Genomic DNA, 24,586 nt, shown 5'->3' with positions numbered 1-24,586 from the left:
CTTCGGCCATGCCCTGCCGCCGTTGCAGGAACCGGCGTTCTCCAGCCGCCCCCCAGTTGAAAAGGAAGCCGCGCCCAATTAAACTAAAGAGATTGCCATTGCGGTAATTTATTTGGGGGAGGCCGGAGTTCTTTGTTGCATCTGGAAGGAATTGAGAAAGCTTATTATCGCACGCCGGTCGTGAACGGGGCTGCCTTCACCGTGCATGCCCGGGAGGCCGTCGCCTTGATTGGGGCGAACGGATCCGGCAAGAGCACGCTGCTTCGCATCGCTGCAGGGCTGCTGACGCCAACGGCCGGAGAGGTGAAGTGGAGGGGCGGACAGGGCAAAGCGCGGATTGGCTACGTCCCGGAGCGCTTTCCGAAGCTGCGCTTGACGCCCGTGGAATACTTGCAGGCCATGGGCCGCATGCAGGGGATGCCAGCGGAGCCGCTGCGCGCGAGAATTGCGGAGCTGCTTCGCCTGTTCCGAATGGAGGAGGCGCAGAATCGGCGCATCGATCGATTTTCCAAAGGGATGGCGCAGAAGGTCAATCTGATGCAGGCCGTCCTGAACCCGCCGGAATTGCTTATATTGGACGAGCCGCTGTCCGGCCTGGATGCCGATTCGCAGCGCGATCTGGCCGGCTGGTTGAAGGAATGGAGAAGGCAAGGCATGGCCCTGCTGTTCACCTGCCATGAACCGCTGCTGCTGGAAACGGTCGCCGATCGAATCCTGCTCCTGCAGCAGGGACGGATCGCCCGCGATCTCGGCGCGGAGGAGTGGCTGGAGCCGCGGATGCGGATCGACTTCACGCTCCCGGACGGAGCGGAAGATGCGGTGGCTGCCTTGGACCGCCTCGGAACCGTGCAGGAGCATGGCGGCGCGCTTCGCATCCATGTCCCGCGCGAGGAGAGCGATGCGGCGCTGCGCGAAATTCTCGCTTCCCGCGGGTCGATTGCCTCGGTAACATCCTGCGATAACGACCGGGATCTGCTGGTCGAAGCGATGAAGGGAAGCCGGGAAGGGGGCGATCCGAGATGAGAGCGCTCATCGGCTTTTTGCTCCGGAATTATACGCGGTCGCACCGTTATTTTCCGCCCTTCGCCGCCTGTCTGTTCGCCGTAATGATGAATTATTCGGTAAAGCCGAATCCGGTCATGGAGACGTACGGGAACACCGGAATTTTCATCTATGTGATTGCCGCCTGGGTTGCCTATCAAATGTTCGTAGGGGAGAACCAGGTTCAAGAGCAGCTTTCGATTCTGCATTTGGGCAGCTTTGTCCGGTATCAATGGGGCAAAATTGCAGCCTGTCTGCTGATCATGACGGGGCTCAGCCTGTTCACTGTCCTGTATCCGATTGTGTTCGACAAATTCAATGAACCGGTCGCGCTGCCGCGGTTCTTGTATGCCTGGCTTGTCCATATCGAATTGGCCGGCCTCGGCATCGCCATTGCCTATTTATGGAGCAGTGCGGTTCGGGTGAAGATGAGCGCGGCCATTGCGGGAATACTGCTCCTCATCGCGCTGTCGTCGGCCCAGGGGTCCGTGGCAGAGGCACTGCCCCCTATGCTGGAGCCGCTGCTGTGGCTGCTCCCGCCTGCCCATTCCTCGCTCAGCCTGTTCATGAAGGATGCGGCGCTGTCGGTGTACGACAAGGCATGGTGCGCTCTGTGGCCGCTCATCTACAGCGGAGCCGCATTCAGCCTGATGATTGCGATCGCCCGGCGCCGGCAGGCTTGACGGACTGCCATGAATGACTGCAGGGGAACTGGGATGAATTTCCTTGACGCGGGTGCGGCGCTGTTTATACTTATGGGAAGATAGAAGCAGCAAGCATCGCGATCATGGGGGAATAACAGATGAAGAAACAACTCATCGCCGCAATCGTAGCCGGCGCGGCGATTCTCGGAACAAGCTTGCTTCCGGCAGCCGATGCGGCCGCGAAGACGGCGCAGACAACTCCGGCGAGCCAACCGGCAGTCATCACGCTGGATCAGAAAAACAGCTTCATGATAAGCGGCGTTCATATGGGGATGAGCAAGGGGAAGGCCGAGAAGGTTCTCGGCAAGCCGAAGAAGCTTGTCCGTCTGGACGAGGAAGAGGGGTACTTCGATCTCGAAGCAAGATACGGCAATTTTACAATTTATTACCTGGAACAATCCGTTCAGAGTATGGATGGGATTATCAGCGCTTCGAATCTCAAAAAGTTTCTCAATACATATGAGGGCCCCGTCTACACAGTCGAGGACAACCATTTTGCTTTACCCGACGGCAAAAAGACGATTTTGTTCGTGCGGGTAGAAGAGAAAAACTGCGCCATAAATGTATTGCGCCATGACGGTAATATCGATATGGCCCTGGAGTCGGGCTGTTATCCGGAAGCGAGCAAGCAAGACGTGCTGACCGCCCTTGCCGCTAAAGCGGCCGCCAAAGCAAAGAAATAGGCATCAAGCAAGCCACCTGTCCGCATTGCCGGGAAGGTGGCTTCTCTTATGTCCGGCAAGCCGGATCAACAATTATGATTTAGAACATATCGTAAAAGAACGGCTGGAGACGGGGAATGAGCCGTTCCAGCTTCGCGACTGCCGCTTCGGACCCGTGAAGCATGCCAAGCTGATGCAGCTCGTCCGGCTTCCGGTAGCTGAAAAGAAGCGTAGTCAGCGCCAGGATAGACACCCGCAATTCATGATCCGCGGCGGCATTCGCATAGGCATCTGGACTTGTGTCGCGGGCGATGACCTTCATGCCGCCGTCCCGCAGCGAGACGCTGATATTATTCCATTCCGCATGCGGATCGTCGATATGGAGAATGAGCGTCCCGTCCGCGTCCCGCCACTGGAAAGGATAGCGGGCAAGGAACGCCTCGGCGTCGACGATGCGCCCCATCACAAGCGGCGTCGCCTCTCTCGTAATGCGCGGATTGCGCAGGGCGAAGTTCAACGGCTCGCCCGGAGCGGCCCAGAGCTCCACCTGCTCGACCATCGAATCATGCTGGCAAATGAAATTCCACAGTCCGATGCGGGCTTCTCCGTTCAGCGGAACGAATTCCTTCACCTTCATGCGCGAATCCTTCACTTCATACAGCATATAGCCTTGCGGGTTCTTGCCTTCGTCATAATAGACGGCGGCGAACATATTCCCATAGACCGCATGCAACCAGCGGTCGGCGGTGCGCTTCAGCATGCCCGCATGCCGCCGGGCAAATTGATCGTACACCTGCTCCAGGTCGGCGGAATGATTCGCTTTCGTGTAACGGCGGATGATGCCGTTGGCCGCCGGCTGCAGCGGAACGAGATCGGATTTGGCATAGGCGCTGCGGCAGTAATCCGTGATCAGTTCCCAGCCATATTTGCGGTAAAAGGATACGGAGAACGGATGCAGCATCGACACCGTCTGCCCTTCCTCTTTCATGACGGCAAGCAGATGAGTCAGCAGCCCTTTGACATAGCCTTGGCGGCGGTATTCGGGATAGGTGGCAACGCCGCCGATTCCGCCCATGCGGAGCGGCTCGCCTCCAAGGTAGATCTCGAAGGGGATGAGATGCGCCTTGGCGGCCACCTCGCCGTCCTCCACGACGCCGAAGATGCGATGCTGCTTGAGCCGCTCGAATCTCGCTTTCCGTTCCTGTTCCGGCACCTGATATTGAAATGCGTATTCCGACAGGCGGATCGCTTCCGGAAAATGGGCTTCGGTCAATTGAATGATATTCATCGTATCTCCTCCTTGTCATTCCATTATGATCCAGGGCATGGAAGGAATGCAAGCGCGAAGCAAGCGTTAGCGGCATTCCGGAACGACGCAAAAAGGAGCCCTCCGAACCGGTTCGGAGAGGCTCCACTGTTCATCTTTTGGGAGTTGGAATCAGGCTTGCTTCGACATCGAGTACGGAAGCGCCGCCTCATCGTAATTGTCTTCGCCAGGCGCATCGGTCATGTCAAAGGAGAGCGTGCCGCCGGCCTTGACCTGGTCGTGCGTCACATACAGCTTCTCGACCGGAGCCCCGTTCAGCCGGACGCCCGCCACGTATTTGTTCGCGTCCGAGTTGTTCCCGGCCTCGATGACGAACCGCGTGCCGTCTTCGAGATGAACGGTCATCCGCTGGAACAGCGGCGTGCCGAGCACATATTCCGGCACCCCCGGGCTGAGCGGATAGAAGCCCATCGCGCCGAAAACGTACCAGCCGGACAAGCTGCCGTTGTCCTCGTCGCCAGGAAGTCCGTCCGGACGGGCGCTGAACAGCTCGTCCATCGTCTTGCGCACCCAATGCTGCGTCAAGGACGGATAGCCGAGCGCGGCATAGATGTACGGGAAGTGGAAGCTAGGCTGATTGCTGATGGCGAACTGGCCAAAATCGATCGCCGCCATCTCCGACATCTCGTGAATCTCGAAGCCGTACGAGCCGACCTTGAATTCCGGCTTCGCCGCGAACAGCGCATCGAGCTGGCGCTTGCACGCTTCGCGCCCGCCCATCAGATCGGCCAGACCGCGCAGATCGTGCTGGACGGCCCAACTGCTCTGATAGGCGCCGCCCTCGGTATACGGTCCGCCCCACATCGTCGGATCGAACGGCTCCAGCCAACTGCCGTCCTGAAGCTTGCCGCGCATGAAGCCGACGGACGGATCGAACAGATGCGCATAGTTCTTCGCGCGCTCCATGAGCTGCGCGTATTCCTCTTCGCGGCCGAGATGCTTCGCGATCTGGGCGATGCAGAAGTCGCCGTAGACGTAATCGAGCGTATTGCACACGCTCTCGTGCGTATGGATGTCGGCAGGCATATAGTTGTATTTCAAATATTCGCCCATGCCTTTGCGGCCGTAGCGATTGTCGCTCGATACGGTCATCGCATGCTTGAGCAAGCCCTCGAACGCGGTCTCGACGTCGAAGCCGGTATTGCCCTTGACGACGGCATCGGCGAAGGAGACGTCGATGAGCGTGCCCGGCATCATGCTCCGCTCGCCGGGAGAAGCCCACTTCGGCATCCAGCCGGCTTCCTTGTAGGCGTTGACCCAGCCCTGCATCATCTCGTTTACGAACGAAGGATAGAGCAGGTTATAGAGCGGGAACGAGGTGCGATACGTATCCCAGAAGCCGATGTCCGCATAGAGCGGCCCTTCTTCGATCTTGCCGTTGTACGGGCTGTAATGAATCTGCTTCCCGTTCGCGTCATATTCATGGATCGCGTGCGGATACAGGCTGGTCCGGTACAGGCAGGTATAGAACGTGTCGAGGCGTTCCGCGTCATCGCTCTCGACTTCAATGACGCGAAGCTGCTTCTCCCATGTCTCCGTCGCCAGGCTTCTGACTTCATCGAAGGAGCGAGCGCCGATCTCGCGCTCCAGATTGATGCGCGCCTGCTCCTCGCTGATGAACGAGGTGCTGACGCGGACTTGAACCGTTCCATGCTCGGGAACGCCGAGCCCGACATACGCGCCGATGCGCTCGCCCGTCGCGGACAGGCTGCCGATCGGCTTGTATTCCTGATCCGACAAGCCGCTGGCATCGGCCAGGACCGGACAATCGAACGTCATGACGAAGTGCATGCGGTAGTTGTCCGGCGTGCCGCCGGCCTTGGCGGTCGTATAGCCGCTCAGCGTTCGCTTGTCCGGATCGATCGTCATCGACGCTTCGCCAGGGAACGTCGACAGGATGAAGCGGGCGCCGTCCCGGCGGTCGAACGTCAGGCGGATGCTGGCGCAGCGCGCGGTCGGAGTCAGTTCCATGGTCGTCTCGTAGCGGAGCAGGCGAACCTTGAAGTAGTCCGGCTTCACGACCATATCCTGGCGGCGGAACGAGGAAGAGCGCTCCGTCGCCCATACTTTGAGCGGGCCGGTCTGCGGCATCATCGTCATATGGCCGTAGTCGCCGATCCAAGGGCTTGGCTGGTGGGTCAGCCGGATCCCTTCCAGCCGGTTATGATGCGGGCTGAAGTACCAGCCGCCTGCGGCTTCATTGGTTTGCGGGCTCCAGGCGTTCATGCCCCAAGGCATGGAGACGAGCGGCAGCGTATTTCCGTTTGAATACGGGTAGACCGAATCCGTCCCCTGCAGCGGATGGACATGCTTGAGTAAGCTCATGTATGTTCGCTCCTTCGGAATGAATGTTATATTGAATATGGCTATCATAATTATTGTAGAGCGAAATGTTATAAATCACCTATCATTATTTTATAACATCTCTCATTTTTAATGATAAAATGGGCTTGATGCGATCTTCGCAAACATTCGGTTGAAAAGAGGGATCGGGATGTTCCCGGATAATCTGCATGGCGACGAGGAGATTCATGGCGAATTTCCGTTCACGTTGAAGATACATCGGCTGAAGGGCACCGTGCCGGCCCATGTCCATCATTTTATTGAGTATACGTATGCGATCAAGGGGAGAGGCACGGAACGGATCAATGGCGTCGAGAAGGAGCTGGCTCCCGGCACCTTCACTTTACTGTTTCCCCATCAGGTGCACGAAATAGACATTCCGCCCGGGGAAGAGCTCGTTCTTTACGTCGGCGCAATCGGGCTGAAGGCGTTTTTCGGAGCGGGGGATTCCTTCCTGACCTTGCACCGTCTGCTGAAGGATGCGGAGAACGATGTCCATTCGACCTACGCGCTGGACGACGCCACCGCGGGCGGGATGCTGCCGCTGCTGCATCAGATGTATGACGAGATCCGGGAGGAGAAGCCATGGAGCCGCACCATGTTCCTGGCGAAGCTGACCCAGCTCTTCGTCCTGTTCGAGCGCTACCGCCTGGAGCGGATGGAGCGCTGTCAGGAGGGCTACTCGGGCATGCAGCGCAGGGGGATGTGGGAAGTGATTCACTACGTCTATCAAAATTTCAAGGAAGACATCACCCTGGAAATGCTGGCCGAGCGCTTCAGTTACAGCGTGCCGTATATTAGCGCGGCCTTCAAGCAGGCGGTCGGCGAAAATTATTATTCCTTCCTGGAGCGGAACCGGACCGCCCATGCCTGCAATCTGCTGATCGGCACCGATATGAAGATTACCGATGTCGCTTACGAGGCCGGCTTCAAGTCTTATCCGACCTTCGTGCGCGTCTTCCAGGCCCGGATGGGCATGTCACCGACCGCCTACCGCAAGCGCGAATATATCGCGCTGACATGACGGGACGCCGGATAAGACGGCATCTGGTCCGCTTGAATGTAGGAGGATGCGGCATTTTTATCGGCTTGTCTGCCATACTCCGGCCATGAGAGTCACCCCGCAAATCAAATTAAAGCCTGCATCGGCTGGTATCAAACCAGCCTTTGCAGGCTTCGCTGTCGGCAGGGTTAAAAGGCTTGGCGCGGGCGGCTTTGGATGACCCTTTTGATCGCATCAATGATCAAGTCCGGTTCGTCATGCATGACCATATGGCCGCTTCTTTCCGCGACAATCAGCTCGCTATCGCGGGATAGCCGCAGCATGTCCCGCTGCTGCGCTTGCCAAATATCTTCCAGCTTGCTGCTCGCTTCGGCCGACATCCCGAATGCGGTCGCGTCGTTCGGTATCCCGTGTGTAATGATTTTGACCGGGAGGGAGCCAAGGCGCTGGATCCGAAGGGCTTGTTCGGCCTCCGCCAAATGTTTATCCTCCTCTTCGGCCGTATCCAGGAAGCGGGAAGAAGTCTCCACATTGACGAATAAGCTTCTTTCTTTTTCCGGCATTTGAGCCAACAACGAATGTTGAAACAGCCGGAGGGCTCCTGACATTTTCAATAGCTTGATGACCGATTTGGAGGGCATTCCCGCCGTAGCCGAGTCAAATCCTTCGTTCTCAAAAATCGGATCCGTCTCCCTGGAATAGTTCACAGGTCTGGCATCGATCAAGACTAACCCTTCCACCTTATCCTTATACTTTTCGGCGAATAATCGGGAATACATCCCGCCTGCGGAATGGCCCGCCAGGATGTATGGGCCGCGGATCCCTTCCTGTTCTAATGCGGTATGCAGTTCCTGCACTATGTTGTCTCCGGAACGCTCGGTGCGTGCCGGATCGTCAATATAACTATGAGAACGCGGCAGTCGTGCAGCGAATTGCCCATGTGCTGGAGCGCTTCGCCGGTCCGCCGGAGGAGGTTGGGGAGCATCGCCTTCCGATCTTCGCCGCTCATCCGCAGCGGATGCAGCATTGGCAGCTGCTGTCCCATGCGATCCGGGAACGGCGCATTGTTCAGATCCGCTACCGTGAAGGCGGCCAAGAAGCGGAACTGCCGATCCGGCCGCTTCATTTTACTTCAAATTATAATTCGGACTATATTACGGCTTATTGCGAACGGTCATGAAGAAAGCGCGCCTTCCGGTTGGACGGCATTCTCCATATGCAGGTGACGGCAGAGAAATTCGATCTGGACGCGATAGAACGCACGGAGTGGGAAGACGCGCCGATACCCCAGAGAAAGCCCTATATGGCCCGCATCGAGACGGGACGTCCGCTGGATGGGGAGTCGTGGCACGGTTACCCGATTCGCCCCGTGCATGATTGTATTTACGAAATCGAGTTCTATGACCCGGACTCCTTCATCCAGCATCTGCTCGTGGCGGAGTGGGAGCGGCTGCTGTCCCCGAAATGGCTGCAGGCGAAGCTGCGGGATCGATGCGGGCGCATCGCCGCCCGGTTGGAGGAAAAAGGGCAGTAAGCTGTTGAATGGGAAGGAAGCCGATGCATCGGCAAGGGAGGGATACGGTGTCAAGTATCTATTTGGAGCAAATTCGGATGAAGCGGGAATCGAAGTCGTTCACTGCCAGCCTGTACGCGATTTTGACGGCAGCCAACCGATTCGCCGGCCCGAAATATTTGCTCTCCGGACTCAGCGGGATGGCGTTCAAGTTCTCTGTGCATGAGGAACTGCTGCCTCTGTCGGTTACGGCCTATGGGCAGTGGGGGAGCGAGCGCTATCCCGCGATTGATAACATTTTTACGATCAGCAACGGAGGCAGAACGAGGCATCCTTCGTTCCGTTACTATCAGCAAGATGCCGTGCAATGGGTGAAGGAGAGTCTCGATCGGGGGAGGGGCGTCATCTATTGGATCCCGGAATTAGGCGTTATCCATGGGTATGACGATGAAGATCGGGTCTTCTATATTCAGGACGGTTGGTCTGCGGACAGTCAAATCCTGCTTTATGACAACTTTGGATTGAATGTCACTCCGTTCTGGTACGGTAGACCGTTCGAAGCAGGTGATGGAATCGCTGCGGCTTACGATCCGGGAGTGGGATACCCCCTACAAGACGCCGCCGTCCGCCGAGATTGCTTCCGGCGAGCTGGCTTATGACTTTCTTATTCGCGGCTTGGGGCAGGGGGATTATGACGAATACGGCGCCGTCTATATCATCGATTCTTATATTCATTCCCGGCGCGAGATAGTCTCCTACCTGCATGACGAATGCGGGAGCTTGCCCGGCTTGGGCGAGGCCGTTCCCATCTATGACCGGCTTATCTCCGTTCTGGCGGATGCATCGGAATGCATCGCCGTGCAGGGCGGAGAGAGACGAGTCGTGCGGAAGCGGCTTGTGTCGCTGCAGCATGCGATCGCCGAAGCGAAGAAGCTGGACGGGGAAGCGATCGGGCTGTTCCGCGAATTGTCGGGGCAGTATCCGGATCCGAAAAGGGAGACGATCCCGCGATGGGGATTCCATATTCCAAGATGAAAAAGGGGGAGGAAGGATGGCTGCGGTAAGGATAAATCAGTTGCGGAGGCCTGGCGCGTCTTGTCCGCCTATGCCGGGTACAAACGGGATATTGCGCAGTATATGAACGAACTGCAACACGTGCTGCCGGATTCGGGCAGGATCGCCGCGCATTATTTGGAGGTGTCCCGGATATGGGATGACATTGTCGGCGCGGGACAGGACGAACTCGGCGGACAGATAGCATTATTCGCACAAGCCAAGCAGGCGGAGGAGAATGGAATTGAGGCGATTCGCGGCTTGATGAAGGAGACGATCGAGAACCGGTTCCATGATACGGGATTGCGCTAATGCAATCGGATACAATTGCTGCGCGGTGTGGTATCTTTGTAATTAGCTGCCATTGCCAGTTTCATGATAAGGAGGCCGATTTGCCATGGAAGCAAGCCACATCAAACGTTCCGCCCTGATGTCTGCCTTTCTGCGCGGTCATCACGCTGCGCATGATCACCCCGTCATTTTTCGGGATGAATGGGCGCGCAAGCTGCTGAGCAAGGACGAACTGGTCGCGTTCGAAGCGACAATGGAGCAGGCGCTTGAGGCGACGCTGCCTGATCGGGCCGCAGCCATGCCGGATCGGGCTGCCGCCGTAGCCTGTATGGTCCGTGACTACTTCCCGACCTCGCTGTTCCTTAGCCGGGCCAAGTACGCGGAGGAAAGGCTGGAGGAGGCGATGAGCCGGGGAGTCAAACAATACGTCGTGTTGGGAGCCGGCATGGATACGTTTCTGTGGAGGCGGAAGGAGCTTGCCGATCGATTGGACGTATTCGAGGTCGATCATCCCGCGACGCAGGCCTTCAAGCAAGAACGCCTGGCCGACTTGGGATGGCGCATCCCTCAGAATGCGCGGTTCGTCCCGGCCGATCTGACCCGGCAGCGGCTGGATGAGGCTCTTCGCGCCGCGGGGTTCGATTCGGAGGCGCCAAGCTTCTTCAGTTGGCTTGGCGTAATTCATTATTTGCCGCGGGACGACGCGTTCGCGACGCTGCGCATGATTGCCGGTATCTGTCCCGCCGGAAGCGAGATCGTATTCGACTATTGGGACACGGAGGCGTTCCGCCCGGAACGGGCCGCCGTTCGGGTCGGGTGGATGCTGGAGATGCTCCGCCATGCCGGGGAGCCGATGCTGACCGGGCTGGCACCGTCCGCCATCGCCGGACAACTGCGTGAAGCCGGCTTGCATTTGCGGGAGCAGATGTCTCCGGAGGCGATACAGGAGCGGTACTTCCTGAACCGGCCGGCCGGCTATTATGCATACGAACACGCTCATTTCGTCCGTGCTTCGGTCTTATAGCTTCATTTTACAAAGACAATGGCAAGCCCCCATCTTTTCTCCGTATCCGGGGAATAGATGGGGGCTGATTTGCGTACTATTTTCGAGCAGGGATCAAAAAAACTTCCCGCCCGCGACGAGAAGCATTCTTATCAATTAAGTCGAGATAGAGACACACATAACAATGCCAGATATTGAAAATCGTTCACTTCTTCAATTATGTATTGAAAGTGTCACGAAAGTATGATAAACTATCCGTTGCCAATTGTTTATGTGCACATTTATTTTTGATCTTAGCACATTCGGCATATTGTGTCAAGAATAATATAGACATTCCAGCTAGCGGGTTACAGGGGGGATTGGATGCTTACGAACGATCAACAGGAGTACGACCTGATGCTGCCACCCGGGATCAAACTCGATGACCCTGTGCGCATGTACTTAAAAGAGATAGGGCGCGTACCGCTGCTGACCGCAGAGGAAGAGATCGAATTGGCCAAGCGGGTCGTCCAGGGAGATGCCGAGGCGAAGCAGAGGCTCGCGGAGGCGAATCTCCGTCTGGTCGTCAGTATTGCGAGACGGTATATCGGGCGGGGCATGATGCTGCTCGATCTGATTCAAGAGGGGAATATGGGCTTGATGCGGGCTGTAGACAAGTTCGACTACACGAAGGGCTACAAGTTCAGCACGTATGCGACATGGTGGATTCGACAGGCGATTACGCGATCGATCGCGGATCAGGCGCGGACGATTCGGGTTCCGGTTCATATGGTAGAGACGATTAACAAGCTCAACCGGATCTCGAAGGAACTGCTGCAGGAGTTCGGCCGGGAGCCGACGCCGGAAGAGATCGCGGTCAAAATGGAGATTACGCCGGATAAAGTGCGGGAGATTATGAAGATCGGCCAGGAGCCGGTCTCGATAGAAACTCCTGTCGGCGACGAGAACGACTCCAGCCTGGGAGATTTCATCGAGGATCAGGAGGCGCTGGCGCCAGCGGATGCCGCGGCTTATGAGCTGTTGAAGGTTCAACTGGAGGATGTGCTCGACACGCTGACCGAGCGGGAGCAGAATGTGCTGCGTCTCCGCTTCGGCCTGGATGACGGCCGCACCCGGACGCTTGAGGAGGTAGGCCACGAATTCGGGGTGACCCGCGAGCGAATCCGGCAGATCGAGGCAAAGGCGCTGCGCAAATTAAGACATCCGAGCCGCAGCAAACGGTTGAAGGATTTCCTCGAATAAGCGGGCGACATTGCCGCCAATATGCAATTATAAGATATGATATGCTCCCGAGGGGCACGCGTTCTGCTGCGCGTGCCCCTTTTGCGTCTGCGGAGTGACACGAAATTTTCAGTTGATGTGCGGATAATTCAAGTTATAATGAAGAACGGGGCATGGTTGCCGCAAGGGACATGCCTACGAATGATTTGAATGAGGATCTTCAGGGCCAGGTGCAATTCCTGACCGGCGGTAAGGCGCTGTTGACCAGCCCGAGCCCGCGACTCGCCGCTGTCCCAAGCGGCGACTGATTTGGTGCAAAGCCAAAGCCGACGGTATAGTCCGGATGGAAGAAGATCGCTTATCCCGATTTACGTGGTGTACGTTGCATGTCATCTTAACCACATATGATCATTGGCGAAGTAAGTCTTCTTAGGCCTAGATCCTGTTCAACGACCGTGGAGGTTATTGAATATGGACGAAGCATTGCAGTCGGGACATGGTGTGGCCCGCGCATCCAAAGGGATCTGGTACGTCGTGCTGGGTGCCGCTCTGTGGGGGATCGGACCGCTCTTCCGCATTTTCGTGCTGGATTATTTGACATCCACACAGATCGTTTTAATTGAACATCTTATTCTGCTGCTGTTCGCGGCGCCGGTATTGTGGGTGAACCGCCATGAGCTGAAGAGCATCACCTGGCGGCATCTTGTGGCGCTGCTCTTCCTCTCCTGGGGCGGATCCGTCGTCGCGACCATTATGTTCACGGACGCATTCGCTATCGGCAATCCGAATGCGGTGCTTCTGCTGCAGAAGCTGCAGCCGCTGTTCGCCATCCTGCTGGCGCGCATTCTCCTGCGGGAGAGTCTGCCGCGCGGCTTCGGGCTGCTGCTGATGCTGGCGGTAGCCGGCACCTATCTGCTCACATTCGGCTGGACCTTGCCGATCGGCCATGTGCGCGAGGTCATCGGCGTAAGCAGCCTGCTGGCGCTCGGCGCGGCCTTCCTGTGGGGCGGATCGACCGTCATGGGCCGATTGCTGCTGAACCGGATGAAGTATGAGACCGTTACGGCGCTCCGCTTCGCGCTTGGCCTGCCGTTATTGTTCGTCATCACCTGGAATGAGCATCCGAGCTGGGATATCCCCTCGGGCGAGTGGGGAATGCTGACCTTCTACATTTTGCTGCAAGCGCTGCTGCCGGGTCTGCTGAGCCTGCTGTTGTATTACCGCGGCCTGGCCGTCACGAAGGCTTCGTATGCGACGCTCGCGGAGCTCTCCTTCCCGTTGGTCGGAATGCTGATGAACTGGCTGGTCTTCCATGAAATTGTGACCGTGGCGCAGGTGGTTGGCTTCGTATTAATCTGGATTGCGCTGTTCTGCGTATCCCGCCAGCAGCAATAATATCATCACAATACTGCATCGAATAGGGGGTGTCTCAGTGAGACAGTCCCGCCCTGCTTCTGACAGCTCGCTTTGCCGAAAAAGCTGCGAAATTACCGTTTTTCCTGGTGACGTTGGTTCCGTTGCCAAAATTGCTGCAAAATGACATAAATTTAATCCATACCCAGGGATGGAAAGCAAAAATCCGCGCAAATGATGCGCTTTTGCAGGAATGGCATCCGATAACGGCTGAAATAGCGTAAATTCCTGCACAATTGCAGGATTCGCCGCTTCAACCCACTTTCGCGGCTCGTCCCGCCGCCCTCATTCCCGCCTCCATCTTCTCTTTTGCTTAAAAAATACAATTTCCGGACGTATACATCGTGGGGTTATTCTCCGGCGGTTGCCTTTGGGCAGCCGCTTTTGCGTTTGACGGCATGCCGGCAATTGTCAGCATTTGTCGGTTGTCCCACATGCAAAATCCATTTAATATCAGTACAGGACAGCCGTGAGTTGGCAGAATCTGCTGAATTATTTCGTTGTAAGGAGCAATGGGCATCATGTCTTTTTGTGCAAAAACATCCATGAGACAGCTAAGGCAAGAGAGAAGACGCAAGGGACTATGCGCACAGTGCGGGAATGCATCTTCCCAATACTTATGTCAGCGCTGCAAAGCGATGCGCCGCAAGCCCGAGCCGAAAGGGTTCCGGGAGTATCCGATCCAGCGCAAGCTCAAAAGCGGCTTGAATGACAAGCGCCTCTACGAGGATATGATCCGCCTGAAATTGCGAACGGCCGACATCGCCCAATATTGCGGCGTGACTCAGCGAACGGCAGAGAAGTGGGTATTCGAAGGCAGCGTGCCGAACCCGGAGCGGGTAGTCAAGTTATGCGAGCTGATGGGACGGGAAGTCGGCTATTATTACCCATTGTATAAGTGGAAGAACAAATAACATGTCATCTGCACGCGAAAAGGGCGGAGCCGCAACAATGCAGATCCGTCCTGTGCATGATCGCCGCGATTGGCTCTGGCGATCCGGCTCGCGGGCGCCTTCGACCCGGCCAGCGGCTCGCTCCTTGGTCTTGAGCCTGAGCGGCCGCGAATGCGGGGGGCATGAACGCCCCCTGCAAGCTATTCGCCGAGAAGCCGAAGCGAATCGAGCGTCTGCATGACGAGGGCGCCCAGCTCGCCCAGATGACGCTCGTCGATGGGCTGCCTGAACGTCAGCACGATGCGATGCATCCCTTCGTCCGCGGCGGAAGCTGCCCCGATCCGAGGAGGGACGGGAATCGTCCGTTCCTGCCGCATGATGACGGCGTCGCCCCAGATGGAGGCCAACCGTCCTCCCATCTCCCCCGCCCGCGCCGTATAATCGCCCGCCAGCTCGAAGGAGAGCTCCAGCCGGGCGCCCGGCTCTTTCCCGACAAGCCGCAGGCCCCGCAGCTCGGCGGCGAAATCGGCCAATCCGCTCGCAAGCGTCAATGCGGCGGTGCAGGCCTCCCCGGGCCGCTGCACGCGCATGCAGAAGGTCCGCCCGAACCTGGCGAGATCGATCAGATCCTCCCGACCGATGACGAGCCATTTTCCTTCCTGATCCACATCATAGATTTTGCCTTCCAGCACGACCTTCAGATTGTCGAAAATCGTAGGATCAAACATGGTCCAAGCCTCCTGCGCAACATGCGGATGATGTGTACGATCATAATACAAATCCGCGCCTGCTGCAAAAAAGCGGGAGGCAGCCGCGGGCATTCGGCGATTCGCCGCAGCCGCGGCAGGGATGAAGCGTGCCGGACAGAAGCGAAGGCGGAGCGGATTTGGCCAGCCGGGGCATAGCGGGAGCTCCGCGCTGGAAGGAAGGGCGCTTTGAACAACAAAAGCAGCCCTTCAAGCGGGCTGCTCTTGTCTGGCCGGATGAATATCCGGGGAGGCATATCATGATCTTATTTACGCAAAAGAATGTCGCGGATCCGATGATCGGCGGCTTTGCTTAATATGAGCTTGGCGCGGTAGCGGGTAGGCAGTATATTTTCGACCAGATTGACCTGATTGATGTCCCGCCAGATGTTCTTCGCCCGCTGAACCGCTTCTTCCTCGGTCAAGCCGGCATAGCGGTGGAAGTAGGAATCCGGATTGCGGAAGGCGGTGTCCCGCAGCAGGAGAAAGCGCTCAATATACCATGTCTCCAGGTCATGCTCCCGCGCGTCGACATAGATGGAGAAATCGAAAAAGTCGCTGACGAACACGCTCGCTTCCTTGCTGACCTGCAGCACGTTGATGCCTTCGACGATAAGAATATCCGGCTGGCACACGGCAATGCGCTCTTCGGGCACGATGTCATAGAACAGATGCGAATAGACCGGCGCATGCACCTCGCTCACGCCTGACTTGATATCCATCAGGAAGCGAAGGAGCCGCTTCGTATCGTAGCTCTCGGGAAAGCCTTTCTTATTCATCATGCCCCGTTCCTCGAGCGTCCGGTTCGGGTACAGGAAGCCGTCCGTCGTCACGATGTCGACGCGGGGGTGTTCTTCATATTGGGACAGCAGCGCCTGGAGAAGCCGGGCGGTCGTGCTCTTTCCTGCAGCGACGCTGCCGGCAATACCGATAATATAAGGCACGTTATCGGTGGCGGTGCCCAGGAAGGAAGACGACGACGCCTTCAAATGCTGCGCCGCGGTCACGTAGATATGAAGGAGCTTCGCCAGCGGAAGATAGACCTCCTCCAGTTCGTCCAGGGCGATACGCTCGTTCAATCCCTTCAACTGATTGAACTGTTCGGCGGTCACCGACAGATGGGATTGGCCGTTCAAGCGGGCCCATTCCGACCGCTTCATAGTGATATAGGGACTCAGGTTATGCATCGTTCTACCTCTCGCTCCGATTAATAACTTCAACGGGAATATTGATAAGATAATAGACTCACATATCATGTTCCAAAATGGGCGATGTTGTCAAGTAAGTTCGCCTCTCCGGCCGCCGAAAAGAGTCTGAAGGAGGAGCGCAACCGATTGATTTCTCGCTTCGTATATGCTACATTCGGTTCGTTCTTGGTTCGGAGCGAATCGCAAGCAAATGCCCCGGCACAGGCCGCGCGGCATGGAAGGAAGGAGCATTGAACTTGTATAAAATCATGATCGTGGAAGACGATCCGAAAATCGCGCAATTATTGCAATCTCATATTGAAAAATACGGTGACAAAGGCATTATCGTCGACAAGTTCGATCGGGTGCTCGATCAATTCCGGGACGTTCAGCCGCATGTCGTCCTGCTGGACGTCAATCTGCCCAGCTTCGATGGTTATTATTGGTGCCGCCAGATCCGCACCGTCTCGACCTGTCCGATCCTGTTCATCTCGGCCCGAAGCGGAGAGATGGATCAAGTGATGGCGTTGGAGAACGGGGCGGATGATTATATTACGAAGCCGTTCCACTCGGAGATTGTACTGGCGAAGATTCGCAGCACGCTGCGGCGGGTATACGGCGATTATGCGGTCAAGGCGGATGAGCGCACGCTGGAACGGTACGGGCTGGCGCTCTATCCCGAGCGGCTGGAGGTGCGTCTGGGCGAGAAGACGATTATGCTGACGAAGAAGGAAGCGATTCTATTCGAGACGCTGCTGGAGCGCTGTCCCCGCGCCGTCACCCGGGAGCTGATTCTGGACAAGCTATGGGATGACTCGTTCGTCGATGACAATACGCTTAGCGTCAATATTACGCGGGTCCGCAAGAAGCTGGCGGAGCTCGGCATCGATGACGCCCTGGAGACGGTGCGCGGCGTCGGCTACCGGCTGAACGTGACCTGGGAGGATGAGCAAGCCCTATGAAGCTGTTCTGGCGTGAGCATCTTCCCTTGGCCGGATTCACCTGCATCCAGCTGCTGCTCGTTCTGCTCGTCTTCTGGTATGACGGTTATGATCGCCCGTTGACGGCGATGTATGCGATGTTCCTCGGCCTCTGCGTCTTCGCCCTCTATCTTGGGTACCGCTATGCGACCCACCGTCTCATGTACAAGCGGCTGACCGATCCGCCGGCTTCCCTGACCTCCACGATTCAGCTCGCGGACGCGGCACCGCTGTCTCGGGCGGTGGACGATACGATCGACCACCAATACCGCTATTATCAGCAGCAGTTGAAGGTGTGGGAGCGGAAGCAGCAGGAGCATCTGGCCTTCATGAACCAGTGGGTGCATCAGATGAAGACCCCGCTCTCGGTGATCGAGCTGATTACGCAGGACGCGGAGGACCCGAAGCTTGCCAGCATCTCCGAGGAGGCCGATCAGATGAAGCGCGGGCTTGACATGGTGCTTTATATGGCGCGGCTTGATACGTTCGAGCATGACTTCCATGTAGAGAAAAAATCATTGCGCGACATCGTTCATGATGCCGTCCATGAGAACAAGCGCTATTTCATCCGCAGCTACGTCTATCCGGATATTCAGATCGATCCGGAGCTGACGGTCGAGACCGATGTGAAGTGGCTGCGCTTCGTCCTGCAGCAGATTGTGACGAACGCAATCAAATATTCGGCCGGCAGCCGCACGAAAGTAACCGCAACCGCCTTTACGGAGGGACGGGCCGTCGTCCTGGAAGTGAAGGACCGCGGAGCCGGCATTCCGAAGCAGGATGTGAAGCGGGTGTTTCAGCCCTTTTTTACGGGGGAGAACGGACGGAAATACAAAGAATCGACCGGAATGGGACTGTATTTGGCGAAGGAGATTCTCGACAAGCTGCATCATGAGATCGAACTGGAATCCGAGGAGGGCCATGGCACGGCGGTCCGGATTATTTTCCCGTTCGCCCGGACCTGAACGACCGATGAGGGAGCGCTCCCTTGTCGGTTTTTTGTTTTGAAGACCATTATTTGGATCGAACCTTACAAAGGTGTAGACTTTTTGAAAGATTCGGCAATAGGACGAAAGGGAAAAGAGGATTACACTAGATTCATAAGCTCGATTCACTGGGCGCTCCAATGGATGCAAGTTATCGAATCAAGGAGGATGTGCAATCACGATGGAAATATTGCGAGTCAAGAACTTGAGCAAAATATACAAGGGAATGGTCTCTTTTGAAGCATTGTCCAATATCGATCTGACGATTCAAAAGGGGGAGTTCGTCGGCATCATGGGCCCGTCCGGGAGCGGCAAGACGACGCTGCTTAATCTCGTGTCCACCATCGATAATCCGACCTCGGGGGAGGTGTGGATTGACGGGAAGGATCCTCACACCTTGTCAATGGATGAGCTGGCCGTGTTCCGGCGCCGGGAGCTGGGATTCGTATTCCAGTCCTTCAACCTCCTTCAGACCTTGACCGTCAAGGAAAATATAATGCTGCCGCTGACGCTGGATGGCACAGACATTGCAGCGATGCGGGAGCGGGCCGATCGGATCGCCGGCAAGCTGGGCATCGCCGACATCATGGATAAGCGCACCTACGAGATCTCGGGCGGCCAGGCGCAGCGCGCGGCCATCGCCCGCGCGCTCATCCATGAGCCGAAGCTGGTGCTGGCCGATGAACCGACCGGGAACCTGGACTCCAAGGCGGCGCGCGACGTCATGGAACTGCTGAGCCAGCTCAACAAGGAGGATGAGGCGACGATGATGCTGGTTACTCATGATCCGGTGGCAGCGAGCTACTGCGATCGCGTCGTGTTCATCAAGGACGGCCGGCTCCATAACGAGGTGTACTGCGGCGACAGCCGATCTGCCTTCTACCAGAAGATTTTGAATGTGCTGTCGCTGTTGGGAGGGAACGGCCATGAATTTTCGCCAATTCGCGTATAACAACATTGTCCGCAATAAGCGGACATATATCGCCCATTTTCTGAGCAGCGCGTTCTCGGTCATGATCTTTTTCACCTATGCCCTGCTGCTGTTCCATCCGGATCTTCAGGGCCAGCTCCGCTCGACAAGCGAGACGATGAGCGTGCTCAGCACGATGGGGATGAGAATTTCGCAGGTCATGATTTTTGTATTCTCGTTTATTTATTTGTTCTATTCGGTGAGCGCGTTTCTGAAAAACCGCAAAAAGGAATTCGGGCTGCTCCTCGTGCTCGGCATCTCGCGCCGGCAGCTAAGGCAGCTTATCTTCGTCGAGAATATGATTATCGGCACCGCCGCCATTGTGACCGGTATCGCGGTCGGATTGATCTTCGCGAAGCTGACGCTGTTGATCTGCGCGAAGATGCTGGTTATCTACGAGGGACTGCGCTTCTACATTCCGCTGCGGGCGATCTGGACGACCGCCGGCGCCTTCCTGGTGCTGTTCCTCCTTATCGCGCTGTTTACGTCCCGCATCCGCAAGACGGAGCAACTGGTCGAGCTGTTGAAGTCGGAGGAGAAGCCGAAGCCCGAACCGAAGGCTTCATTATGGCTGTCTTTGCTGGCGGCCGTTCTGATCGGACTTGGCTATTACTGCGTCATGATGTTCGCCGTTGGGCGAATCTTCTCGTTCTTGCTGCTGTTCGGCGGGGTGACGCTCGTCGTGGCCGGGACCTACTGGCTGTTCACGCAGCTTAGCGTGTACGCCATCCGTGCGTTGAAGAAGCGCGAGAAGCTCTATTTTCATAAGACGAATCTGCTGACGCTGTCGGAGCTGGCCTACCGGATGAAGGACAATGCGGTCATGTTCTTCATGGTCGCCGTTATTTCGGCCGTCGCCTTCACCGGTATCGGAACTTCGATGTCGATTGGCGATCCCGGCTTGCAGGAGATGATGAATCCGTATGCCTTTACCTATATTTCCAATGAAGGCAACGATCGCGAGCAGGAACATCTCGCCGCCATCGGCAAGGCGTTGTCCGAAGCGAATTTCACGTATCGGATGAGCAGCGTTGCGCCGTGGTATTCGGATAACGGGCTGCTCATCATGAAGCTTAGCGAGTATAACGGCCTGGCTGCCGCGCTCGGCTATGAAATGGAGACATTAGGCGACGATGAGGGGATGCTCGTTCCGACGAGTGTCAATTTGCAGACCCAGTACAAGAACGCGTCTGCGCAAGACTACGGGCCGGTAGACATTGTGGAAGGGGAATGGAGCGCTGATTTCCGCATTGCGAAGCTGGGAACGCATATCGTCTACCCGGAATACAGCACGCTCCTGATCGTGAGCGACGCGAGCTTCGATCGCATTCCCGGCGTTGACGAGCTTCCCGTAACCTATTTCTTGTTTGTCGTCGACCATTGGGAGAAATCGAAAGTCGTCTCCCAGCAGCTGCTGGATCAGATGGAGAAGGATTCGAAGCTGCATCCGGACCAGAATTTCAGGCTGGAAGCCCATATCTTCGACTGGGTTCAGATGAAGCAGGGCAACGGGCTGCTGCTGATCGTCAGTGTGCTGGTCGGCGTCGTGTTTTTCACCTTCGCGGCAAGCTTGCTCTACTTCCGGCTGTATGCCGATCTGGATCGGGATGAGCGGCAGTATCGGATGATCGCGAAGGTGGGCTTGAGCCGCAAGGAGTTGAAAAAGATGGTGACGCGCCAGTTGCTGCTTATGTTCTACCTGCCGATCGGCGTCGCCATCATTCACAGCAGTGTCGCCTTCATCGCGCTGCAGCAGCTCGTCAGCTTTTCCGTGGCAACGTCGGCTGTCATTATCTTTATTAGCTTTCTTACGATGCAGACGCTTTATTTCTTTGTTATCCGCTGGCGGTATTTGAATCATTTGTACGGGAAAATCAAGTAAGGCGAAGTCAGGGGCCCGGTATGAGAGCTTGGCAGGATGCTGAATTGTAACACGGGAAAAAGAGGAATAAGAGAGAGGAAGATGGATTCGTGATTATAGGAGTTCGAGGTTGGAAAAGAGGATTCGCCGCTATCCTGGCCATCGGCTTACTTAGCGCTTGCAGCCTGTTCGGGGGCGGAACGAAGGACGAGCCGCGGAACGGCATTCTGCTCTTGGGGGAGAAGGCCGCGCTGGAACAAGTGGCGGAGCAGCATCGCGAGGCCATCACGGCAAGCGAGATGTATCCGGTCAAGAGAGCGGAGACGGAAGAGAAGCAGATCCTGGTCATGAGCCGGACGACCGCCGACAGTGTCGTGAAGACCGGCATTCTCCGCAAGGCGGATAACAATGATGACGTGTGGAGCTCCGATCCGATCACCTCGCTGCCGGACGCGGAAGCGGGTCAGGCGCTTCTGTTCGGACACCCGACGATGAAGGATGTGAAGCGGCTGAACGTCGGCGGGCAGGAGATCAACCTGGATTACGGGAGCAACAGCTGGATCGGACATGTGCGCAATACCGCCTATGCCGAACTGATATTGGTCTTCGATGACGCGGAATATGCCCGGTTGGCTGTCCCGGAGACGCAGATGGCGCTGCTTCATCTGAAGCAGGCATACGGACAGACGAAGGACGGCTGGATGGATCCGCCTCCGGACCGGGTTCAGGCCAATACCGAGTGGCTGAAGCTGACAAAGGATATGAAAGCGCGCGCCGATCATCTGGAAGGCGTGACGATCATCAAGCAGAATCAAAAATGAAGGAAGACCGCCCGGCATGGGGCGGTTTTTCGTTATGATGCGCCCCGGAATCGGTGCAGCCGCGCCAGACGGAGTGCGGGAGTATTGTCCCCTGTGGATGGAAAAATAGTGAACTTGTCTATATCAAGGTGGACAAAAGAGTGGCTTGCTTGGATGTAAGGAAAAATCAATATATAGTTATGGATAGTCTATTTTATACAATATATAGAGGATATGCTGCTGGGGAATGACTATCTCTTTTGCAAAACAGTGTCCACTATTTGATAGACATTTCTTTCAAATTTCCTTTGAACAAGGACGGAGAGCCGAATCGGGCCAACCATGCAGCAGGACGGATAGAATGCGCCCTGCAATACGCTGCGGCCGTGCGTTTCGTTGCAGGCGGTTGAACGCCTGAAGCAAGGCGAACGCTGCGTTCCGCGGCCGCGTTCTTCCGCAGGATGGACTCGGCACATCCATTTGCAGCGGCCGGGAATTGTCCTTGTCATAATGAAGAGGAAGAACGAATACAATGGGTTCATCTCGGAGGGCACCATGAATTGTAATCGCTTCCAACAAAGAGGCGCAACGCTGGTGTCTTCCATGCAGGAGAGAATGGAGGGATTCAGATGAAGCTTGTCAGCGCATTTCGTCCCGTCTTGGCGATCATGATGGCTCTAGTGCTGCTCGCCGGCTGTACGGGAGGAGCGACGCCGCCGCCGGTCGGCCAATCCGCCGATCCGGGAGGCAGTCCGAAGGCGGACCCGCCGCCAACGTCTGATTCGCAGCCGCACGCTGAGGGGGCGAAGGAGACGCCGCGTCAGGAGACGTTGTATGTGAACGGCCTGCAGTGGGGGCCTCCGACCAACTTCAACCTGTTGAGCGGCAACCCGGCTTTTCCGATTGAATACGGCAGCTCGCGCGAGCTCGTCTATGAGACGATGTTCATGATCAACCAGTTGGACGGCGGGCTGGAACCGCTGCTTGGGACTGAATTCGAATGGACCGACGATCTGACGCTGCGCATCGGCCTGAACCCGAAGGCCGCGTGGAGCGACGGCCAGCCCTTCACGGCGGACGATGTCGTGTATACGTACGGCCTGGGCAAGAAGTACGACATTAATTGGAGCAGCTTCTGGACGTATATTGAGGACGTTACGGCCGAGGGGCCTAATACCGTACAGATTAAGCTGAAGCCTTCGAACCCCAATAAGCTGACCGTTCTCGACAGCATTGTCTTGATCCCGATGCTGCCGAAGCATATTTGGGCGGAGCTGGAGAAGAAGGCGAACAGCGATCTGTCGGCGCTGCGCAAGGAAGTGAATGCGGACCCGATCGGGACGGGGCCGTACAAGATGCATTTCTACAACGATCAGAAAATAACGCTTGTCCGCGACGATAGCTATTGGGGCCAGGCGCTGTTCGGCAAGCTGCCCGCGCCCAACTACATTACGCATGTTATCTACAAAGACAATGCGGCCGGCGATCTCGCCTTGAAGAGCGGACAGGTGGACGTATCGCAGCAGTTCATCCCGCAAGTATGGAAGATGTGGGAGGACGGGGCGCCGATTAAGACGTTCCTGCCGGATCCGCCGTACTATGTGCCGGGATCGATGCCGTCCGTCTTCTTCAATCTGTCGAAGCCGGGCCTGGACCAGCCGGAAGTGCGAAGAGCGATTGCGATGAGCATCGACTATCAGAAAATCGCCGAGCTGGCCATGAGCGGCTATTCCGTGCCGATGCAGCCTTCGCTGACGCTAAACACGGACGCAGAAGTGAAATACGTCGATCAGAGCGCCATTCGGGAGCTGCAATGGTCGACGGACATCGACGGGGCGAACGCGCTGCTGGACAGCATCGGGGCCGAGAAGGGGAAGGACGGCATCCGCGTCCTGAACGGCGTCCGGCTCGGGCCTTATGAGATCGAATGCCCGTACGGCTGGTCGGACTGGAACGCGGCCCTCGAGATCGTGGCGCAGAGCGCGAAGAAGATCGGCATCGAGATCCGGACCAAGTTCCCGGAAGCGCCGATCTGGACGAACGACCTCCAGACCGGGAAGTTCGATATCATCATGAACACGCCGGCCGGGGGCGTGAATCCGAGCCAGCCATGGGATCGGGCGCGCACGATTATGTATTCCAAGGGCGTGGCGCCGCTTGGGGAGATGGCGTTCTGGAATTGGGGACGGTACCGGAACGATCGGGCGGATGCCATCATCGAGCAGATACCGACCGTCTCGGATGAAGCCGAGCTGAAGAAGCTGTACACCGAGCTGACCCGGATCTGGCTGCAGGACATTCCGTCGATTCCGCTGATGTATCGGCCGTGGGAATTCCACACCGTGAATGAATCGGTATGGAAGGGCTTCCCGGTGAGCGGCGACGGCACCAACATTCCGCCCCAGATTGTGATGGACGGGGCCGGCATCAAGGCGCTGTACCAGATTCATCACTAGGCCGGGCTGAGGGATCGGGGGCGTTAAGCAGCGGCGGAACAGGGCGGGGGCGAGGCCGGCGCGAGGACCGGGCTGGATCCTACGCATCCGCGGCGGCAGGGGAAGCGGCCATGTGCCAATACGCGGCGCGGAG

At 56.9% G+C, this 24,586-nt stretch carries 24 protein-coding genes and 1 riboswitch; of the genes, 19 read left to right on the top strand and 5 right to left on the bottom strand.

Annotation, left to right across the window (positions count from 1 at the left end; genetic code table 11):
- Positions 1-132: 132 nt before the first annotated feature.
- The 3 genes from ABD76_RS03040 to ABD76_RS03030 all read left to right on the top strand — a co-directional run bounded on the left by ABD76_RS03040 (position 133) and on the right by ABD76_RS03030 (position 2,428).
- Positions 133-1,023, top strand: a complete 891-nt coding sequence (locus ABD76_RS03040) for an ABC transporter ATP-binding protein (RefSeq protein ID WP_197254198.1) — start codon at positions 133-135, stop codon at positions 1,021-1,023.
- A complete protein-coding gene (locus ABD76_RS03035; RefSeq protein WP_197254196.1) occupies positions 1,020-1,724 on the top strand; it encodes a hypothetical protein in 705 nt (234 codons plus the stop codon). The genes ABD76_RS03040 and ABD76_RS03035 overlap by 4 nt, the downstream gene beginning before the upstream one ends.
- A gap of 119 nt (positions 1,725-1,843) precedes the next feature.
- The gene (locus ABD76_RS03030) at positions 1,844-2,428 is read left to right on the top strand and encodes a hypothetical protein (RefSeq protein ID WP_197254194.1); all 585 of its coding nucleotides are present in this window, start codon (positions 1,844-1,846) and stop codon (positions 2,426-2,428) included.
- A 79-nt stretch (positions 2,429-2,507) separates the two neighbouring features.
- Here ABD76_RS03030 and ABD76_RS03025 read toward each other — a convergent pair whose 3' ends face one another.
- Positions 2,508-3,695, bottom strand: coding sequence for a GNAT family N-acetyltransferase (locus ABD76_RS03025; RefSeq protein ID WP_197254192.1), 1,188 nt, complete (start codon positions 3,693-3,695; stop codon positions 2,508-2,510).
- A gap of 150 nt (positions 3,696-3,845) precedes the next feature.
- On the bottom strand, positions 3,846-6,059 hold the full coding sequence (locus ABD76_RS03020; RefSeq protein WP_242069327.1) for a GH92 family glycosyl hydrolase: 2,214 nt from the start codon (positions 6,057-6,059) through the stop codon (positions 3,846-3,848).
- 169 nt (positions 6,060-6,228) lie between these two features.
- On the opposite strand from ABD76_RS03020, the gene ABD76_RS03015 reads away from it, so the two are divergent.
- The gene (locus tag ABD76_RS03015; RefSeq protein WP_197254188.1) at positions 6,229-7,101 is read left to right on the top strand and encodes an AraC family transcriptional regulator; all 873 of its coding nucleotides are present in this window, start codon (positions 6,229-6,231) and stop codon (positions 7,099-7,101) included.
- A 167-nt stretch (positions 7,102-7,268) separates the two neighbouring features.
- Here ABD76_RS03015 and ABD76_RS03010 read toward each other — a convergent pair whose 3' ends face one another.
- On the bottom strand, positions 7,269-7,979 hold the full coding sequence (locus ABD76_RS03010) for an alpha/beta fold hydrolase (protein WP_338125020.1): 711 nt from the start codon (positions 7,977-7,979) through the stop codon (positions 7,269-7,271).
- On the opposite strand from ABD76_RS03010, the gene ABD76_RS03005 reads away from it, so the two are divergent.
- From ABD76_RS03005 to ABD76_RS02970, 9 genes are all read left to right on the top strand, one after another.
- Positions 7,964-8,260 (top strand): WYL domain-containing protein, encoded by a 297-nt coding sequence (locus ABD76_RS03005; RefSeq protein ID WP_197254186.1) that lies wholly within the window; start codon positions 7,964-7,966, stop codon positions 8,258-8,260. The genes ABD76_RS03010 and ABD76_RS03005 overlap by 16 nt on opposite strands.
- Positions 8,261-8,278: 18 nt before the next feature.
- Positions 8,279-8,614, top strand: coding sequence for a WYL domain-containing protein (locus tag ABD76_RS03000; RefSeq protein ID WP_197254183.1), 336 nt, complete (start codon positions 8,279-8,281; stop codon positions 8,612-8,614).
- 47 nt (positions 8,615-8,661) lie between these two features.
- Positions 8,662-9,252, top strand: coding sequence for a cysteine peptidase family C39 domain-containing protein (locus ABD76_RS29185; RefSeq protein WP_242069326.1), 591 nt, complete (start codon positions 8,662-8,664; stop codon positions 9,250-9,252).
- Positions 9,161-9,628 (top strand): hypothetical protein, encoded by a 468-nt coding sequence (locus ABD76_RS29180; protein WP_242069325.1) that lies wholly within the window; start codon positions 9,161-9,163, stop codon positions 9,626-9,628. Before ABD76_RS29185 ends, ABD76_RS29180 begins: the two co-directional genes overlap by 92 nt.
- 60 nt (positions 9,629-9,688) lie before the next feature.
- Complete coding sequence (locus tag ABD76_RS02990; RefSeq protein WP_197254181.1) at positions 9,689-9,958, top strand: hypothetical protein; 270 nt, start codon at positions 9,689-9,691, stop codon at positions 9,956-9,958.
- Positions 9,959-10,043: 85 nt separating this feature from the next.
- Positions 10,044-10,961 carry a class I SAM-dependent methyltransferase gene (locus ABD76_RS02985; RefSeq protein WP_197254178.1) on the top strand — a complete coding sequence of 306 codons (918 nt, stop codon included), beginning with the start codon at positions 10,044-10,046 and terminating at the stop codon, positions 10,959-10,961.
- 342 nt (positions 10,962-11,303) lie between these two features.
- Positions 11,304-12,182: an RNA polymerase sigma factor RpoD gene (gene rpoD, locus ABD76_RS02980; protein ID WP_197254176.1), complete on the top strand. Its 879-nt coding sequence runs from the start codon at positions 11,304-11,306 to the stop codon at positions 12,180-12,182.
- A 191-nt stretch (positions 12,183-12,373) separates the two neighbouring features.
- Positions 12,374-12,520: riboswitch (FMN riboswitch) on the top strand.
- Between the two features lie 112 nt (positions 12,521-12,632).
- Complete coding sequence (locus ABD76_RS02975) at positions 12,633-13,556, top strand: DMT family transporter (protein ID WP_197254174.1); 924 nt, start codon at positions 12,633-12,635, stop codon at positions 13,554-13,556.
- 656 nt (positions 13,557-14,212) lie between these two features.
- Positions 14,213-14,488 (top strand): helix-turn-helix domain-containing protein, encoded by a 276-nt coding sequence (locus tag ABD76_RS02970; RefSeq protein WP_197254172.1) that lies wholly within the window; start codon positions 14,213-14,215, stop codon positions 14,486-14,488.
- 179 nt (positions 14,489-14,667) lie between these two features.
- Here ABD76_RS02970 and ABD76_RS02965 read toward each other — a convergent pair whose 3' ends face one another.
- Both ABD76_RS02965 and coaA read right to left on the bottom strand, forming a co-directional pair.
- Positions 14,668-15,195, bottom strand: a complete 528-nt coding sequence (locus ABD76_RS02965) for a hypothetical protein (RefSeq protein WP_197254169.1) — start codon at positions 15,193-15,195, stop codon at positions 14,668-14,670.
- 284 nt (positions 15,196-15,479) lie between these two features.
- The gene (coaA, locus tag ABD76_RS02960) at positions 15,480-16,400 is read right to left on the bottom strand and encodes a type I pantothenate kinase (RefSeq protein WP_197254167.1); all 921 of its coding nucleotides are present in this window, start codon (positions 16,398-16,400) and stop codon (positions 15,480-15,482) included.
- 257 nt (positions 16,401-16,657) lie between these two features.
- Between coaA and ABD76_RS02955 the strand changes: the two genes are divergently transcribed.
- From ABD76_RS02955 to ABD76_RS02930, 6 genes are all read left to right on the top strand, one after another.
- The gene (locus ABD76_RS02955) at positions 16,658-17,362 is read left to right on the top strand and encodes a response regulator transcription factor (RefSeq protein ID WP_197254165.1); all 705 of its coding nucleotides are present in this window, start codon (positions 16,658-16,660) and stop codon (positions 17,360-17,362) included.
- On the top strand, positions 17,359-18,345 hold the full coding sequence (locus ABD76_RS02950; protein ID WP_197254163.1) for a sensor histidine kinase: 987 nt from the start codon (positions 17,359-17,361) through the stop codon (positions 18,343-18,345). The genes ABD76_RS02955 and ABD76_RS02950 overlap by 4 nt, the downstream gene beginning before the upstream one ends.
- 202 nt (positions 18,346-18,547) lie before the next feature.
- A complete protein-coding gene (locus tag ABD76_RS02945; RefSeq protein WP_197254161.1) occupies positions 18,548-19,318 on the top strand; it encodes an ABC transporter ATP-binding protein in 771 nt (256 codons plus the stop codon).
- Positions 19,293-21,218 (top strand): ABC transporter permease, encoded by a 1,926-nt coding sequence (locus tag ABD76_RS02940; protein WP_197254159.1) that lies wholly within the window; start codon positions 19,293-19,295, stop codon positions 21,216-21,218. The genes ABD76_RS02945 and ABD76_RS02940 overlap by 26 nt, the downstream gene beginning before the upstream one ends.
- 89 nt (positions 21,219-21,307) lie before the next feature.
- On the top strand, positions 21,308-22,018 hold the full coding sequence (locus ABD76_RS02935; RefSeq protein WP_197254157.1) for a lipoprotein BA_5634 family protein: 711 nt from the start codon (positions 21,308-21,310) through the stop codon (positions 22,016-22,018).
- Between the two features lie 608 nt (positions 22,019-22,626).
- Positions 22,627-24,453 (top strand): ABC transporter substrate-binding protein, encoded by a 1,827-nt coding sequence (locus ABD76_RS02930; protein ID WP_197254155.1) that lies wholly within the window; start codon positions 22,627-22,629, stop codon positions 24,451-24,453.
- Positions 24,454-24,586: the final 133 nt, after the last annotated feature.

It is taken from the genome of Paenibacillus dendritiformis (genome assembly GCF_015845845.1).
Lineage (GTDB): Bacteria > Bacillota > Bacilli > Paenibacillales > Paenibacillaceae > Paenibacillus_B > Paenibacillus_B dendritiformis_C.
This window is presented reverse-complemented; position numbering and strand designations above follow the sequence as displayed.